Source organism: Streptomyces coerulescens, assembly GCF_042657965.1.
Classification (GTDB): Bacteria; Actinomycetota; Actinomycetes; order Streptomycetales; family Streptomycetaceae; genus Streptomyces; species Streptomyces coerulescens.
The window spans coordinates 474,857-490,731 of the sequence record NZ_JBHSKM010000024.1; the positions used below are offsets into that span (position 1 = coordinate 474,857).

The 15,875-nt window shown below is 73.8% G+C and carries 9 protein-coding genes; 3 read left to right on the top strand and 6 right to left on the bottom strand.

What is annotated here, in order from left to right; translation table 11 throughout:
* Positions 1-264: 264 nt before the first annotated feature.
* From ACFPQ9_RS31625 to lpdA, 3 genes are all read left to right on the top strand, one after another.
* Positions 265-3,438: an amidohydrolase family protein gene (locus ACFPQ9_RS31625; RefSeq protein ID WP_380861081.1), complete on the top strand. Its 3,174-nt coding sequence runs from the start codon at positions 265-267 to the stop codon at positions 3,436-3,438.
* 173 nt (positions 3,439-3,611) lie between these two features.
* Positions 3,612-4,469, top strand: a complete 858-nt coding sequence (locus ACFPQ9_RS31630; RefSeq protein WP_380861084.1) for an SCO2400 family protein — start codon at positions 3,612-3,614, stop codon at positions 4,467-4,469.
* A 176-nt stretch (positions 4,470-4,645) separates the two neighbouring features.
* The gene (gene lpdA, locus ACFPQ9_RS31635; RefSeq protein ID WP_380861087.1) at positions 4,646-6,058 is read left to right on the top strand and encodes a dihydrolipoyl dehydrogenase; all 1,413 of its coding nucleotides are present in this window, start codon (positions 4,646-4,648) and stop codon (positions 6,056-6,058) included.
* Between the two features lie 4 nt (positions 6,059-6,062).
* On the opposite strand, the gene ACFPQ9_RS31640 is transcribed toward lpdA, so the two are convergent.
* The 6 genes from ACFPQ9_RS31640 to ACFPQ9_RS31665 form a co-directional block, all read right to left on the bottom strand.
* Positions 6,063-6,764, bottom strand: a complete 702-nt coding sequence (locus ACFPQ9_RS31640) for a CPBP family intramembrane glutamic endopeptidase (protein WP_380861090.1) — start codon at positions 6,762-6,764, stop codon at positions 6,063-6,065.
* 83 nt (positions 6,765-6,847) lie between these two features.
* Positions 6,848-8,761 carry a glycoside hydrolase family 5 protein gene (locus ACFPQ9_RS31645; RefSeq protein ID WP_380861329.1) on the bottom strand — a complete coding sequence of 638 codons (1,914 nt, stop codon included), beginning with the start codon at positions 8,759-8,761 and terminating at the stop codon, positions 6,848-6,850.
* A gap of 118 nt (positions 8,762-8,879) precedes the next feature.
* Positions 8,880-11,102, bottom strand: coding sequence for a CHAT domain-containing protein (locus ACFPQ9_RS31650; RefSeq protein WP_380861093.1), 2,223 nt, complete (start codon positions 11,100-11,102; stop codon positions 8,880-8,882).
* Positions 11,103-11,176: 74 nt separating this feature from the next.
* A complete protein-coding gene (locus tag ACFPQ9_RS31655; protein ID WP_380861096.1) occupies positions 11,177-12,715 on the bottom strand; it encodes a CATRA conflict system CASPASE/TPR repeat-associated protein in 1,539 nt (512 codons plus the stop codon).
* Positions 12,702-13,607 (bottom strand): CATRA system-associated protein, encoded by a 906-nt coding sequence (locus tag ACFPQ9_RS31660; RefSeq protein ID WP_380861099.1) that lies wholly within the window; start codon positions 13,605-13,607, stop codon positions 12,702-12,704. Before ACFPQ9_RS31660 ends, ACFPQ9_RS31655 begins: the two co-directional genes overlap by 14 nt.
* Before the next feature lie 7 nt (positions 13,608-13,614).
* Positions 13,615-15,741, bottom strand: a complete 2,127-nt coding sequence (locus tag ACFPQ9_RS31665) for a CHAT domain-containing protein (protein WP_380861102.1) — start codon at positions 15,739-15,741, stop codon at positions 13,615-13,617.
* Between the last annotated feature and the right edge of the window lie 134 nt (positions 15,742-15,875).

Consider the following 15,875-nt stretch of genomic DNA (forward strand, 5'->3'; position numbering starts at 1 on the left):
CCCCCTCGCCGGACAGCACCCTCACTATGTGCCGACCGCTCACGCAGGGGAAAGGCCCACGGGGCGACGCGAAAGTTTCGCCCCGCCGGCTCGTCGCCGCCCAACTGCTGAAGGCGGCCGCCGTCCGCACCTCTTTCGGGCCCGGCCGGGGCGAAGAACGGCCGAGAACCGCCGCCGCGGGGCCCGTAACCGGGTGCCGCGACGTACGTTGCCACCAGTGGTCTCTCCCGTCCGACCCGTCAACTCCGTGCACTGGGAGCTCCCTTGGACACCGAAGACACCTCCGGCGCCCTCCGTTACGGCCCGCTCTCCCGCCGCAGATTCCTTCAGGCCACCGCCACGGCCACCGCGCTCGCCACCGTCGGCACGCCGGCCGTGGCCTCCGCCACCTCCGCCGCCTCCGGTACGACCACCCTCTCCTTCACCGCCGCCACCGGCGGCTCCGCCACCCTCGCCCCCGCCGGTGACCGGCTCGTCGCCGAGGTGCAGAACGTGCTGTGGTCCGTCCCGCGCCAGGGCGGCACCGCCGTACCTCTCACCTCACCAGGACTCGAACCCACCCGCCCTCAGTTCTCGCCCGACGGCAGCCGACTCGTCGTCTGTGCCTATCGCGGCGGAGGCTTCCACCTCTGGACGCTGCGGCCGGACGGCTCGGGGCTGCGTCGGCTCACCGACGGGCCGTGGGACGACCGGGGCCCGGCCTGGTCGCCGGACGGCACCCGGATCGCGTTCGCCTCCGAGCGCGGCGGCGACACCGTGACCGGCGCCCCGTACCGCATCTGGGTCGTGGACGTGCGCACCGGCGAGCCGACCCGCCTCACCGGGCACCCCGGACAACAGGGCCCTGGGCAGGACGCCCGCTGGGAGGACTTCGACCCGGCGTGGTCGCCCGACGGGGAGCGGGTCCTCTTCGTGCGGGCCGGCGTCACCGCCACGGGTACCCTGCGCGCGACCACGATCGCGTCCGTCGCCGCCGACGGCTCGGGCCCGGTCACCACCGACCACACCGACGACTCCGGCGCCCAGCTGATGACCCCCGCCGTCTCCCCGGCCGGGCGCCTGGCGTACCTGCGCACCACCGCCTCACCTGCGGCGTCCTGCACCCTCGTCGTGGACGGCGAACCGGTCGCCGTCGAGGGCGACGTCCTGCCCGCGCCGCCCCGCTGGACGGACGGCGAGCGGCTGCTCCTCACGGTCGACGGCCACTTCCGCCTGGTCGACCCCGACGCGCCGCGCGACGGCGAGGAGATCCCGTTCACCGCCGCCCTGCCCGTGGACCGGCCCCGCTACCGCGGCAAGGCGTACGACTTCGAGGGCGCCGGCACCCGTCCCGTCCGTGCGCTGCACCTGCCCGCCCTGTCACCGGACGGCCGCAGCGTCGCGTTCGCCGCGCTGAACGCACTGTGGACCACCGGGACGACGGGCGGCCGCACACCCCGCAAGGTGCTGCAGGTCCCCGCCACCCGCTATGTGCTGGCGCCGGTCTGGACGCCCGACGGCACGGGGCTGGTGTACGCGGACGACCGAGCCGGGCTTTTCGCCGTACGGCGCCGCGACCTGGGCTCCGGTGAGGAGACCGTGCTCGCCGAGGGGGGCCGTGTCTTCCCCGCGCTGTCGCCCGACGGGACGCGGCTGGCGTGCCTGGACATGTCCGGCAACCTCGTGGTGCGCGACCTGCCCGACGGCGCCGAACGGGTCCTCGCCGCACCGCTCGGCGGGGGCGGGGTGCCCGGCCGCCCCAGTTGGTCGCCCGACGGCAGGTATGTGGCCCTGTGCGACCGCAACCGCCTCAACCAGCGCTTCCGGGAGGGCTACAACCTCATCCGGGTCGTCGACACGACCACCGGCAAGGCCGCCCTGCACGCCCTCGCCCCGCACACCTCGCTCTCCGACCGCTACGACTCCGGCCCCGTCTGGTCGCCCGACGGCCGCTGGATGGCCGTCGTCGCGGAGTCGGCGCTGTGGCTGCTGCCGGTGCGCGCCGACGGCACGCCCGACGGCGACCCGCGCCGCCTCACCACCGAACCCGCCGACCACCCGTCCTGGTCGGCGGACGCCCGCACCCTGCTCTACCTGTCGGCGGGCCGTCTGCGCCTGCTCGACATCGGCAGCGGCCGGGCACGTACCGTCCGCGTCCCGCTCGACTACCGCCGACCACGCCCGGCCGACACCGTCGTGCACGCCGGACGCTTCTGGGACGGCACCGGCACCCAGGTCCGCGAGGACATCGATGTCGTGGTCCGCGACGGCCGTATCGCCGAGGTGTCCCCGCACCGCACCGGCCGCCCGGCCGCGCGCCGCGTCGACGCGAGCGACCGCACCGTGATCCCGGGACTGTGGGACGCGCACACCCACCCCTGGCAGACCACCTACGGCGGCCGGCAGACCGCGCTCCAGCTCGCGTACGGCATCACGACGGCCGTCTCGCTGGGCGGCTTCGCCTACGAGCAGGCCCGCATCCGGGAGGCCGTCGCCGCCGGAGCGCTCGCCGGGCCCCGGCTGCTGGCCACCGGCGAACTCATCGACGGGCCCCGCGTCGCCTACAGCATGGGCCGCGCCCACCGCACCCGCGAGGGCCTGCAACGCACGCTCGCGCGGGCGGAGGCCCTGGACTGGGACTTCGTGAAGACGTATGTCCGCGCCCCGGGCTGGGTGATGAAGGAGGCCGCGGACTTCGGGCACGAGCGGCTCGGGGTGCGCGGCGGCAGCCATCTGTGCACACCGGGCGTTCAGCTGGGTCAGGACCTGACCACGCATTTGCAGGCCACCCAGCGGCTGGAGTTCGGGCACGCGACCTCCGCGTCCGGGCGCTCCTTCCAGGACGTGCGGGAGATCTACACCGTCGCGGGCTTCCACCTCGTCGCCACACCGTTCACCGCGCTGGCTCTCCTCGGCGGCGACCCCGCCCTCGCGGACGATCCACGGGTGACCGCGCTCATGCCGCCGTGGGACACCGCACTCGTCCGCGAACAGGCCGGGCAACCGCCCACCGACGCCCAACTGGCCACGCTGGAGCGGGAGATGGACGTCTACCGGGGAATCCTCGCGGGCGGTGGGCTGATCGCGCTCGGCACGGACCAGCCCCTCGTCCCGGTCGGACTGCATCTGCACCTCGCCCTGCGCGCCCTGCACCGCGCCGGTCTCCCGCCCGCCGAGGCGCTGCGCACCGCGACCCTGCTGCCGGCCCGGGTCTTCGGCGCCGACGCCGACCTCGGCACGCTTCAGGAGGGCAAGCTGGCCGACCTCACGGTCGTGGACGGCGACCCGTTCACCGACTTCGCCACGCTGATCCGTACGGCGGCGGTCCTGCGGGGCGGCGTGCTCTTCGAGCAGTCGGACCTGGTGGACGCCTTCGGTGCCGGCGCCGGGCGACATGTGAAGGAACCGTGGCTGGAGGTGAGCCGCCGCATGCGCCGCGAGGGGTGCTGTGACCTGTGAGCGGGTCACCGGGCGTACACACTTCCTGAGACATCTGCGCAGGAGTATCACCCAGGCTGCACACAGCCCGTCGAAAGCCTCGTTAGCGTTCTGGCCGTTCGATCCCGAACGTGCATGTGACCAGGCCGCAGCCGACCAGGGCTGCCGGCGCAGTCAAGCCAGAAAGACCGCAGATGGACTACTGCTCCTCGTGCCGGCGCCACCTCAACGGGGCTCTGGTGTGCCCCGGGTGCGGTGCCTACGCCCCGGACATCGCTCCCTCCGCGGCAGGGGGTTCCGCCACGTCGACGGCGCCCGGCCCGGCGGCGGGCGTCACGCCGGCGTGGGGCAGCCCCGCGGTCGACACCTGGTACGACGGCTACTTCCGTGACGAGGCGGCGCCGTCGGCCGAGCCGGACGCGACCGCGTCGCCCGCCCCGGCCGACGAAGTCGAGGGCGCCGAAGGCGTGTCCGTCGCCCCGCAGGGCCGGGCGGCCCGGCGTCGTCAGCGGGCCCGCTGGAAGAAGAACCAGCGCCGGGCCGTCGTCGCGACCGCCGTTGCCCTGGTCGGCGGCGGACTCACCGTCGCGTCGATGGACCGGGGGGCCGGCGACAAGGCCCAGGCCGCCACCGCCCCGGAGCGACCGGAAGTGGGGCTTCCGCAGCAGCACACGGAGCTCACCCGCCCGGCATCCACGCCGCCGGACGCGCACAAGGCCCCGCGTACCGACACGCCCTCCTCGAAGCCGTCCCCGACGGACGTCGCGCGGGAGCCCGTGTCCACGTCGCACGCCACCCGGCAGTTCACCCGACCGGACGCCGCCGCCACCCCGCGTCCCACGGCGACCACGGTCCCGCAGACGCAGACCGTCGCCCCGCCCTCCGGCGGACACCCGGGCAACGGCGGCGGCTCGTCCGCCGACCAGCAGACGCCCGCCCCGGCCCCGACGGACGGCGCGGACTCCGGAGCGTCCCCGGCGCCGACCAGCCCCGCACCGGAGGAGACCGGACCGGCGCAGCTCTGCGTGCTCAACGTCCTCTGCCTCGGCTGACCCGCACCGGGAACCGCGGCGACCGACGCGGCACACACCACCTGAGATCACCGTCACCCTCCCGCATCGCCACACGACCTCGTGGATGCGGTCATGCTGGAAGAAGCCGGACACCGTCGCGAGACGGAAGTCCGGTACCGGCAGAGCAGGACGACGCCCTCAGGAAGGAACTCCCCATGGTCGAGCAGGACGAGCGATTCGATGTCGTGGTCCTCGGCGCGGGCCCCGGCGGCTACGTCGCCGCCATCCGCGCCGCCCAGTTGGGCAAGCGGGTCGCGGTCGTGGAGGAGAAGTACTGGGGCGGCATCTGTCTGAACGTGGGCTGCATCCCCAGCAAGGCCCTGCTGCGCAACGCCGAACTGGCGCACATCTTCACCCGCGAGGCCAAGACCTTCGGCATCAAGGTGGACGGGCAGGTCAGCTTCGACTACGGCGAGGCGTTCCGCCGCAGCCGCAAGGTCGCCGACGGCCGGGTCAAGGGCGTCCACTACCTGATGAAGAAGAACAAGATCACCGAGATCGACGGCCGGGGCACCTTCCTCGACCCGCACACCCTCCAGGTGGCGGGCTACGACGGCGAGACCCGCACCATCGGCTTCGACCACTGCATCATCGCCACCGGCGCCACGCCCAAGCTGCTCCCCGGCACCCGGCGCAGCGCCCGCGTGGTGACCTTCGAGGAGCAGATCCTGGCCGAGGAACTGCCGGGCTCGATCGTCATCGCGGGCGCCGGCGCGATCGGCGTCGAGTTCGCGTACGTGCTCCACAACTACGGCGTGAAGGTCACCGTCGTCGAGTTCCTGGACCGCATGGTTCCGCTGGAGGACGCCGAGGTCTCCGCCGAACTCGCCAAGCAGTACCGCCGGTTGGGCATCGACGTGCTGACCTCCACCCGGGTCGACACCGTCGACGAGTCCGGCGAGCAGGTGCGCGTCACGGTCACCGGCAAGGACGGCACACAGCAGGTCCTGGAGGCCGACAAGGTGCTCCAGGCGATCGGTTTCCAGCCGAACATCGACGGCTACGGCCTGGACAAGACCGGCGTCACCGTCACCGAGCGCGGCGCGATCGACATCGACGGCCGCTGCCGTACGTCCGTCCCGCACATCTTCGCCATCGGCGATGTGACGGCGAAGCTGATGCTCGCGCACGCCGCCGAGGCGATGGGCATCGTCGCGGCCGAGACCATCGCGGACGCGGAGACGATGGAGCTCGACTATGTGATGATCCCGCGGGCCACCTACTGCCAGCCGCAGGTCGCCAGCTTCGGCTGGACCGAGGCGCAGGCCCGCGAGCGGGGCTTCGACGTGCAGGTGGCGAAGTTCCCGTTCACCGCGAACGGCAAGTCGCACGGCCTCGGCGACGCGACCGGTTTCGTGAAGCTGATCAGCGACGCCAAGTACGGCGAGCTCCTCGGCGGCCACCTCATCGGCCCCGACGTCACCGAACTGCTGCCGGAGCTGACCCTGGCGCAGCAGTGGGACCTGACCGTGCACGAGGTCGCCCGCAATGTGCACGCCCACCCGACCCTCGGCGAGGCGGTCAAGGAGGCCGTGCACGGCCTCGCCGGTCACATGATCAACTTCTGACCGTTCAGCCGTCGAGCCACCAGCGGGGCGCCGCCCAGGCCAGTGCGTAACCGAGGCTGTTCACCGACCAGTGCAGGGCCATCGGTGCCAACAGGCTGCCGGAGCGGCGGCGCACCTCGCACAGGACCACCCCGGCGAGGGCCGTGGCGGCGACCGCAACGGCCACGGTCGGTGCCACGCCGGCCGGTCCGTCGCCGAAGAGCGAGCCCACCGCCGCGTTGGAGCGGTTGATGCCCCGCGAGGGCATCACATGCCACAGCCCGAACAGCAGCGACGACAGACCGGTGGCCCACGCCGTTCCGTACCGCCGCCGCAGCATGGCCCACAGCACACCTCGGAAGGCGGTCTCCTCCAGCAGCACGGTCCCGAAGGGCACCCGCACCAGCGCCCCGAACAGCATCCGCTCCAGGGACAGATCCGCCGCCCGCGCGTCCCGGAACGCATCCCGCCCGGCCGGAAGGGCGAGGAGGACCAGCAGGACCAGCAGGACGATCGCCACCAGGACCGGCGCCCACCGCAGGCCCCTGCGCACCCCCTCCGGGTCGAGCCCCAGGTCGGCCCGGGTGAGTCCGTCCCAGCGGGCGATCAGCAGCAGGACGGCCGTCGCGGTCACGCAGATGAGCACGTACATGGCGGGGCTCCGCGCGAGCCAGTTGTTCAGCAGGTTCGCGGCGGCGAGCACGGCGACAGCACAGGTGATCCGCATCCGGCTTCCAGCATCTCCCGACGCGTTCCTCCCGGCTCCCCGGTCCGGGGCCGTCCGTGGGCGTGTCGGCCCGGTCCGGGCGTTCAGCCCAGCTTTCGGCAGTACAGCGCGTCGGGCGTGCGCGCCGACCCCACCCGGCCGGTGTAGGCGATCCCGGCCGCGTACTCGTCGTCCGCGCACTGGCCCTTGTACCGGCCGTACGCGAAGTCGCCGCCCTTGGCGGCCGGCCCCCGGTTGTCGCCCCGGTCGAACCAGACCGTACGGCCGCTCGTGCCGAGCCTCCCGGCCGGGGCGGTGGCGCACAGGGCGGCGGAGACGGCCGCGCCCCGGACGCTGTACCCGATGAGGAACTGCCCGTCGGCGCACTGGAGTTTGGTGTACCCGGACGCCCAGTCGCCACCGGGACGGACGTGCCGTTCGTCGACGACCACCTCATGTCCGCCGGCCGGGGCCCACAGGGCGCCCGCGCTCACGTCCGAGCACAGCCCCCGGTTTCCGGTGTGGGCGAGGCCGAGGAGCCGCTGCCCGTCGGGGCAGACCGACTTGCGGGCGCCGGAGTCCCAGTCGGGCAGGGCGCGCATCCGCCGGGACTGCACGAAGTCGCCGTGGTCGGGGCTGAGCATGGACCACTCGGCGACCGGCGCCACCGGTCCGGTGCGGCCCTCGGCCCGGATCAGCCGCGTCCAGGCGGCGGCCCGCCAGTCGTCACCGTCGTACAGGCCCATCCGGCGTCCCTCGGCGTCCCAGTGCAGCAGCGCCCAGCCGTTGCCCTGCCGGTTGTCGTGCCGGCCGACCAGCGGCCAGTAGGCGAAGTCGGCGTCGGTGCGGATGAGTTGGTCCACGAAGTTCTCGAACCAGGCGCGCGGCTTCTGCCCGGTCTCGGCGCGGCCCCCGACGCCGAACTCGCTGATCCAGACGGGGGCGGTGAAGTGCCGGTCCTGCTCGGCGGAGACGAAGAACGCCTGGCGGTTGAGCACGGCGATCAGATCGGCGGGGCTCAGATCGCGGTAACGGGGGTCGCTGGTCTCGCCCGTTCCGGTGGCGCCGCTGTGGTTCGGGCCCGTGTAGTCGTAGAAGTGGGCCGAGTACACGAGCTTGCCGGAGTCGACGAGGGTGTGCGACAGACCGCGGGCGGGCTCCAGGGTGGGGCGCTCGTGCGGGAAGCCGTCCACGGGGACGCCCGTCCAGTTGATGCCCTCGACGACGATCAGCAGATGGGGGTTGGCCTCGGTCAGGATGCGGTCGCCGACGCGCTGCGAGGCGGCGAACCAGTCGTGGTCGTCGCCGAGCCCCCAGTTGGGGTCGTCCCAGATGTTCCGGCGCACCTCGTTGTAGAGATCGGCGCCGACGACGCGCGGGTTGTCCCGGAAGCGGCGGGCCATGAACAGCCAGTCGCTCTCCCAGGCGGCGGTGGACCGGCTCGCGTTCCAGCGTTCGTTGCCGTCCACTCCGCAGCACCAACGCGTGGTGTTCGTATGGTTGTTGAGGATCACCGCGAGACCGGCCCCGGTGAGCTCACGCACCACCGCGTCGTACACCTGGAGCGGGGTGCTCCCGCGCAAGGCGGGGTTTGCCGCCACGGAGTCGTCGGTGACGGGGCGGCTGTCATGGATCATCTCGTTGGAGAAGGGCAGCCGGACGCTGTTGATCCCGATCTCCCGGAACCCGGCGACGATCTCCGCCATAGGGGCCCGGTCCAGGCCGAGCGGCATCCGTCCGGAGTTCTCGCCCGCGTGGTGGTTGGCGTCGTCCTCGGTGTCGCCGGAGCCGTTCCAAGTGCCGCTGGCGCCGTGCCAGTTGCCGGAGCGCAGCTTGAAGCGGTCTCCGTCCGCATCGACGATCCAGCGGCCCCGGGTGCTCAGGGGCGGCGTCCAGTCCTCCGCCTGCGACACCGCGGCGGGCTCCGCGGCCGGCCGCGGTCCGGCAGCGGCGGCGGCCTCCGGGAGGTTCGCCGACGGGACCAGAAGGAGTACGGCGGTGAGGGTCGCTCCCACCATGGATCCGCGCACGGTCACCCTCCCGAGGGCTGTGTGTTCTTGCAGGGCAGCGCCGCCGGAAACCGGCCTGTCATGGCGGCGTCATCATGGAGGATCGGGAGGCATTGGTCCAGACTGCTCACACGCCGTAGTGGACGAACGACACCCAGGCGCTGGGGTGTTCGGGCAGCCGCAGCCGCTCCTCGCGCAGGGCCGCCTGGAGGGCGTGAGCGCTGCGGACGTGCGAGAGGAGAGGGCGCTCCTCCTCGGCGGCGAGACGGTCGTACACGTTCCTCGTGATGCGTGCGGTCGGCGAGTCGTAGACCGGCCACAGGGTGCCGATGACGGCCTGGAACTCGGAGTACATCAGGGCTGCGGCGAGACTGATCCACTCGTCGTGCACCAGCTCGCCGCCCGCGGCGGTCGCACACGCCGCGAGGAAGGCGAACTCCGCCTGGGACGAGGGCAGTTCGATCAGGTCGGTGAGGGTGAGCGGATCGTCGTGCAGGGAGAGGCGGCTGCGCAGCGGGTCGTCCAGATCCTGTTCGGCGTGACAGTCGAAGTGGGTCCAGGCATGCTTCGGAAGGGCGTCACGGACCCGGGCACGGGTCGCCTCGGGGCCGCTGAGCACGGTGCGGTCCTCGGGGCCGAACCGTGCCTCCAAGTGCGCGCGGATCCGTGCCGAGCCGGGCAGGAGCTCGGGGTGGGGAGCGACCAGCAGGAGCCGGCGGTTGCCGTACGGAACGGCCTCCGGCTCGTCGCGGACCGCACGGGCGTGCACCAGGTCCAGCAAGGTGGGCGCATACGAGGAGACGGCCAGGTCGAGCACGGACGACCCGTCCTCCGGGGAGGCCCCGCGGCTGCCCGCGGCGTGCAGCGGGAGCGTGGTGAGCGGGCCCGTCGGGATCCACCACATGCGGGAGCCGGGGGAGGGCAGGTCGAGGGCCCGGAAGACGGGCGCCGCGACGGTGCGCCACAGCCAGTCCAGGACGTCCAGGACGGTGTCCTCCCTTTCCTCCCCGGAGAGTTCGGTCATCGCGGCCAGATAGGTCAGCGCCCGGTCCTGGGCGTCCTGGGCGGTCAGGTCGGGCAACGGGACGTGCTCGGGGCCGTCGCCGTCCTGCCGGACGATCAGCGCGTCACAGCGCCACGGGCTGACGTTGACGTAGACGAGGGGGCCTTCCCCGGCGGCGGGTGCGAGGTCCCTGTCGTAGTCCGGCTCGATGTACGTCAGGCCGGAGAGCGCGGTGCGCCGCGTCAGCGCCCGCCAGTCCTCCTCGGCACGGCTCGCCGACGGCGACTCGGGCCGCTGCGCTCCGCCCAGCCGGCCCAGCAGCCGGGCGAGCCTCCGGTCGTCGCCGTCCAGGCCGGCCATCCGGATGTCGTGCGGGGTGATGCGGGAACGCGGGCTGCCGGTGGGCGTGTCGAGCCGCGGCTCCAGCGCGGTGTGGGCCCGGTCCATCTCCTCGGCGACCTCCGGCGCACGCTCCCGGACCTCCTCGCGCAGGGAGCGGGTGCGCAGATGCTGCCGCCACAGCAGGGCCCGGCCCTGCTCCAGATGTTCCACGGCACGGGCCGGCCGGTCGGCGGCCAGGGCACAGGCCGCGGCCTTCGACGCCAGACCGGGGAACGCGGCCAGCACGTCCAGGGCCTGCTCCTGCGCCGGGTACAGGGCCCGCACCAGCAGCCGCAGCGCGCCGGCCAGTTGGTCGTGCCCCGCCCGCGGCCCCTCCTCGCTCGCCGCGGCCGTCCCGCTGTCGTACGCCGCCCTCAGCCGTACGAGCACCTCCACACCCGGCGTGCGCCCCACCCGGCCGCGCAGGTCCCGGAGCGAGGGCAGCCGGCGGCGCAGGTCCCTGGGCAGCGGCTGCGGCAGTGCGAGCCGGTCCTCCAGGGCGAGGAAGAGGCTGCTGAGGGCCATTGCATGGCGGGGAGAGCCCTGGGGGAAGGTCTTGCAGGCGCGCAGTAAGTGGTGCAGTGCCTCGTCGAGGTCGTCGGGTCCGGGCTCGCCGGAGCCCCGTTCCAGCTTGTGACGGTCGTGCAGGGCGACGCCCAGGTTGTTGGAGCAGACGGCCAGTTGGCGGCCGTCGTCGGCCGTGAGCTCGACGGCCCGACGGAACCTGGCGATGCTCTGCCGCAGGCTGACGCGGTTGCCGGTGGTCTTGAACCGGGCGTGCGCGGCCATGCCTTCCTGGAACAGCTTCCTGGGGTTCCACGAGGCCAGATAGTCGGGGGCCCCGCGCGGGCGGTAGCCGTCACCCGGCGGCCTCGGATGCGGAGTGCCCGAGGCGACCGGCCTCGCCCGCTGGATCTCGAACCGCCGCGAGCCGTCCCCGCCGTGCCAAGGGCTGCTGTGACTCATCCTGTCCTCCCCGGTCGTCGGCCGTCCGACGCCTCGAAACCCGTACGTCCTCTCGCGCGGCGACCGCACCGCGGCTACTGCCGTGGGTCGCCCCGGTTCGTCGCCGTCACCGCGATGCCGAGGGCCGTCGCCGCCCCGGCCGCCGCGCACAGCCAGGTCCAGCCCGGGCTCGGCGCGCCGCCTCCCGCCGCGGCCGCCGTCCAGCCGAGCGCCGCGCCGAGCGCGGCCACGCCCAGCCGGAGGAGCGTCAGCGACCAGCGTCGGCCCGGTGCCACGGCCCGCAGGACGACGAGCGACGCGACGAGGGCCAGGGCGCCCAGGGCGGTCACGACGGCCGGCTTGACCGGGCCGGGCAGCGGCACCGTGTACTGCAGGGACTGGACGGCGGCGAGGCTCATGAGGATCGCGCCGATCGCGCCGGTGAGACCGAGGTTGACCGTCTCCTGGCGCCGCTGGAGCGTGCGCTGGAGCGACTGATCGGCCAGCGCGCCGACCTGCTCGGCACGCCGCAGGGCCGCTTCCAGGTAGGTGGCCTCGTCGTCGAGTCGCTGGACGAACCACTCCGCCAGCGCCCGGTCGTCCGCGAACGGCCCGCCTGTGGCGGGGTCCTGGCACAGGGCGGCGAGATTGGCGGCGGCGATCTCGACCGTGCGGCCCATCTCCCGGATCCGGGTGGAACGGTCGACCAGGCCGCGTTCCCGCGTCTGCAGGCCGACCAGAACATGGGAGGCCCGCAGCAGGTCCGACCGGCGACTGGGGCCGTGCGGATCGGCGGTCAGGGCCAGCAGCCGGGTGATGGCCGTGTCCGTGTCGGCGCGCAGCCGGCCGATGCCCCCGGCCGCGTCCCGGACCCGCAGCTGATAGCGGATCTTGGCCGCGTGCAGCAGGTACCGGGCGAAGGGCGGCAGTCCGCGCGCCCGGGTCGTCCACGTCCAGGCCGTCAGCTCGGGATCGCGGTCCCGCGCGGCGATCACGACCAGGCGCCGTGCGGCCCGGGTGTCCCGGGCCGCCGAGGCCTCCCACACCGCGAAGCCCTGACGGACGGCCGTGCCCGCGTCCGCCCAAGCGTCCGGCGCGGTCGGATCGGCGGGCACACGCGTGCGTACGGCCTCGGTGAGCCATCCGTCCGGGTCCGGCGAGGGACGCTCGTCCGATGCGGCCGGCCGCGCGAGATACAGCCGGGCCGACCCCAGGAGCCCGCTGCCCGGCCGTTCCGTCGTCGCTCCGCCCGGCAGGGCCGCCGACCACAGCGCGTCCAGCTCCGCCCAGCCGAGCCCCTCGGCGGCGTCCGGCGCGAGCATGACCGACAGACACAGCACGTCGTGCTCCCGGCGCAGGGCCGCCTGGCGCAGTCCCGGACCCGGTCGCCCCCGCGCCGCGAGCAGCCCTGCGGCCCCCGTACCCGCACCGGTGCCTGTCCCGGTCCCGTCCGCCAGCGCCTCCCAGCCGCCCTCGGGCCGTATGCCGACGCCGACCCGACCCACCGGCTCCGTCATGCCCAGCACCGTGCCGCACCGCTCCCAGGTCTCCCGCAGCAGAGCGAGGGCGTCCTCCTGCCGCTCCCCTCCGGTGACGAAGAACAGATGCACGCCGAGCGCCTCAGCCTGGAGCACCGGCATCTCCACAAGCCGTGAAGTCGTCGTCCGGGAAGGCCTGTCGGCCCTGCTCGGGCGGCTCGGGGTCCAGCTGGTGGATGAGCTCGTTGACCCGTTCCCGGTGCCGCTCGGGCAGCGGCAGCAGCGCCGAGTCCTCCAGCCCGAGGATGCGGTGCGGGCCGGCCATCTCCACGTCCGCCACCGCCCGCCGCAGCCCGGCGGGGTCCCCGGCCGCGAGCGCCCGCCGCATGGCGTCCAGGCCTCGCCCGACCGCCTCCCACCGGTCCCGCCCCAGCCGCCACACCAGCACGTCCGCAAGGACGTCCACCGCCATACGCCGTACGCCCTGTTCCAGGGACGCGGCGGCCGGCCGGGCCGGGCGGGGTACCGGCCGCGGGGCGGCGATGTGATCGACGAGGCCGTACGCACGGGCCTCCTCGGCGGTGAACCACGCGTGCGGCCCCCAGTCCGCCCGGATCCGCTCGGCGGTCTGCCCGGTGTCCGCGGCGAGCATGGCGGAGACCTGGAGCCGGGTCCGCTCCAACGCCTCGTCACGGCCCGCCTCTTCGACCGCGCCGCTTCCTTCGAGCGAAGGCGCGAGCATCAGGATCCGGGCCTGCGGCACCGCGCCGCGCTTGCCCTTGGCGCCCGCCGTCAGCAGACACTGCGCCATCCCGGCGGCGACGCCGATCGCGCAGGTGGCCACATCGCAGGAGACGTACCGCATCGTGTCGATCACGGCCATCCCGGCGCCGACCGAGCCCCCGGCGGAGTTGATGTACATCGTGACGTCGGCCGGGCTCTCGCGGTCCAGCAGGAGCAGCCGGGCCGCCACACGGTTGGCGAGGTCGTCGTCCACGGCGCCGTCGACGTAGAGGATCCGGTGCCGCAGCAACTCGTCGTGATCCATGGGCGGTTCACAGCCCCACATGCAGGAAGGGTACCCAGGCGCTCGGGTGCTCGGGCAGCCGTTCGCGTTCCGCGCACACCGCCTTGTGCAGAGCACGCGCGCTCCGCGACGGCAACAGCCGCCCGTCCAGCGCCAGTTGGTCGTACAGCGTGCGGGTCACCCGGACCGCGGACCGGTCGGGCACCGACCACAGCGTGCCGATGACCTCCTGGTATCCGGAGTGCTGAAGCGCCGACGTCAGGGTGATGACCTCGTCGGGGAGCCGGGTGCCGCCGACGGCCGTCGAACAGGCCGCCAGAAAGGCGAACTCGGCGCGGTCGTGCCGGATCCCGGCGAGGTCCGCCACCGTGAGCGTCCGGTCGTGCAGCACCAGTCCGCCCAGGAAGGGCTGGTCGAGGTCCTGCACGCCGTGGCAGTCGAAGTGGGCCCACAGATGTCGCTCCAACTGCGCCCGGACCGACTCGCGGGTGGCCGCCGCCCCTTCCAGCGAGGTGCGCCGGTCCGCCGGCAACAGCTCCGCCAGATGGGCGCTCGTGCGGGCGACACCCGGGAGGCTCGCCTGCCCGGCGGCCTCGCTCACCGTCACATGCAGCAGTCGATGCTCCTCGCTCCGCTCGGCAACGCCCCGCTGCTCACGGGCCCGCACCAGCACGAGCAGGGTCGGGGTGTACGACGGGACGACCCGGTCCAGCACACCGGCACCGGCGGCCTCCGACGGCTCCCCGGGCGTCTGCCGGGCCGCCGCGTGCAGCGGGAGCGTGGCCAGCGGTCCCGTGGGACACCACCACAGGCGCGGCCGGGACTCGCCGTCGTGCTCCGCGCCTCCTTCGAGGGCGTGCAGGACCGGTTCGGCGATCACGCGCCACAGCCACTCCAGGGTCTCGCCGACGACTTGCTCGCGGCCGTCCTCCTGTCCGTCGGCCATCGCCGCGACGTACCGCCGGGCGCGGGCGTGGGCCTCGTCGTGGGTGAGGTCGGGAAGAGCGACCGTGCGCGGCTCCCGAGTGCCGTCCTCGACGATGAGCGCGGCGCACCCGAGGCGGCTGACGTTGACGACCACGACCGGCCCCTCCGCACCGGCGGGCGCCAGATCCGCACCGAAGGCCGGCAGCGTGAAGACCGCGTCGGGCAGCGCCTGTTGAGCCCGCCCCGCCAGGGCCGTCCACTCGCGCTGCGACCTCGCCTGCGCCCGGTCCTCCAGCTTCTCCCAGCGGTGCACCAGGGCCATCCGCCGGTCGGCGGGCATACCGCCGTCCCGTTCCAGGGTGGCCGCCAGTTTGTCCATCCGCCGGGCCAGCCGCGGCGCCACCTCGTACAGCCTGGTCCGGTCGGCACGGGTGCGCAGCAACTGCTGCCACAGCACGGCACGGCCGCCTTCGAGCAGTTCCAGCGCGCGGGCGGGCCGGCCGGCCTCGATCGCGCACGCCGCCGCGTCGGTCGCGAGGCCGGTGTGGTCGGCCAGCACGTCCTCCCGGGTGGTGCGGCTGTGCCCCCACCACGCCGCCCGCGGCAACAGCTCGACGGCGGCGCCGAGTCCGTCGAGTCCGGCGGCCGGTCCGTCCCGGTCGGCGGCGGCGTATCCGTACGCGGAGGCGGCCGCGAGCCGGGCCAGGGCCGGAGCCGACGTGGTCTCGCTCAGGTCGCGCTGCAGCCCGGAGAGGTCCGGGAGGTCCTCGGCCTCCTCGGGCAGGTCCGCGCGGGCCGTCACCGCCGCGATGAGATTCGTCAGGGCCCTGGCCCGTGCCGGGCTGTCCTCGGTGAGGGCCGCCAGCGATTCCCGCAGGAAGACGACGGCGGTGTCGAGGACCTGCGTCTTCTCGGTGCGCTGATACTCGTCGAGCAGGGCGACGCCGAAGTTGTTCGCGTAGGCGGCCCAGTGGCGCGGCCTGCGGTCCATGTCACGCACGGTCAGCGCACGGCCCCAGGCGGCCTCGGACAGATCTCTCAGCGCCTCCCGCAGGTCCGCCGGGTCACCGTTCGCCCGCCAGCGGGCATGCCGCACGGTCCCCCGGCGGAACAGTCGCCGCGAGCGCGGCCGTAACCAGCGCAGCCTCCCCGACCGGGCGCTGTGATAGCGCCCCGTCACCGACTCGGAGGGCTCTTCTTCACGATTGATCACGTATACGTACGCCACGTCGGCGACGTTACTGACACCTCGTCGGGACCCCTCCCCGCATCACATTCCTCACCCATACGGCCGACATTTCGTCCGCACCCGGTGCCGGTGCGTCCCGCGACCGAACTCTGCCCGCCGGCCCGCACCTGTGG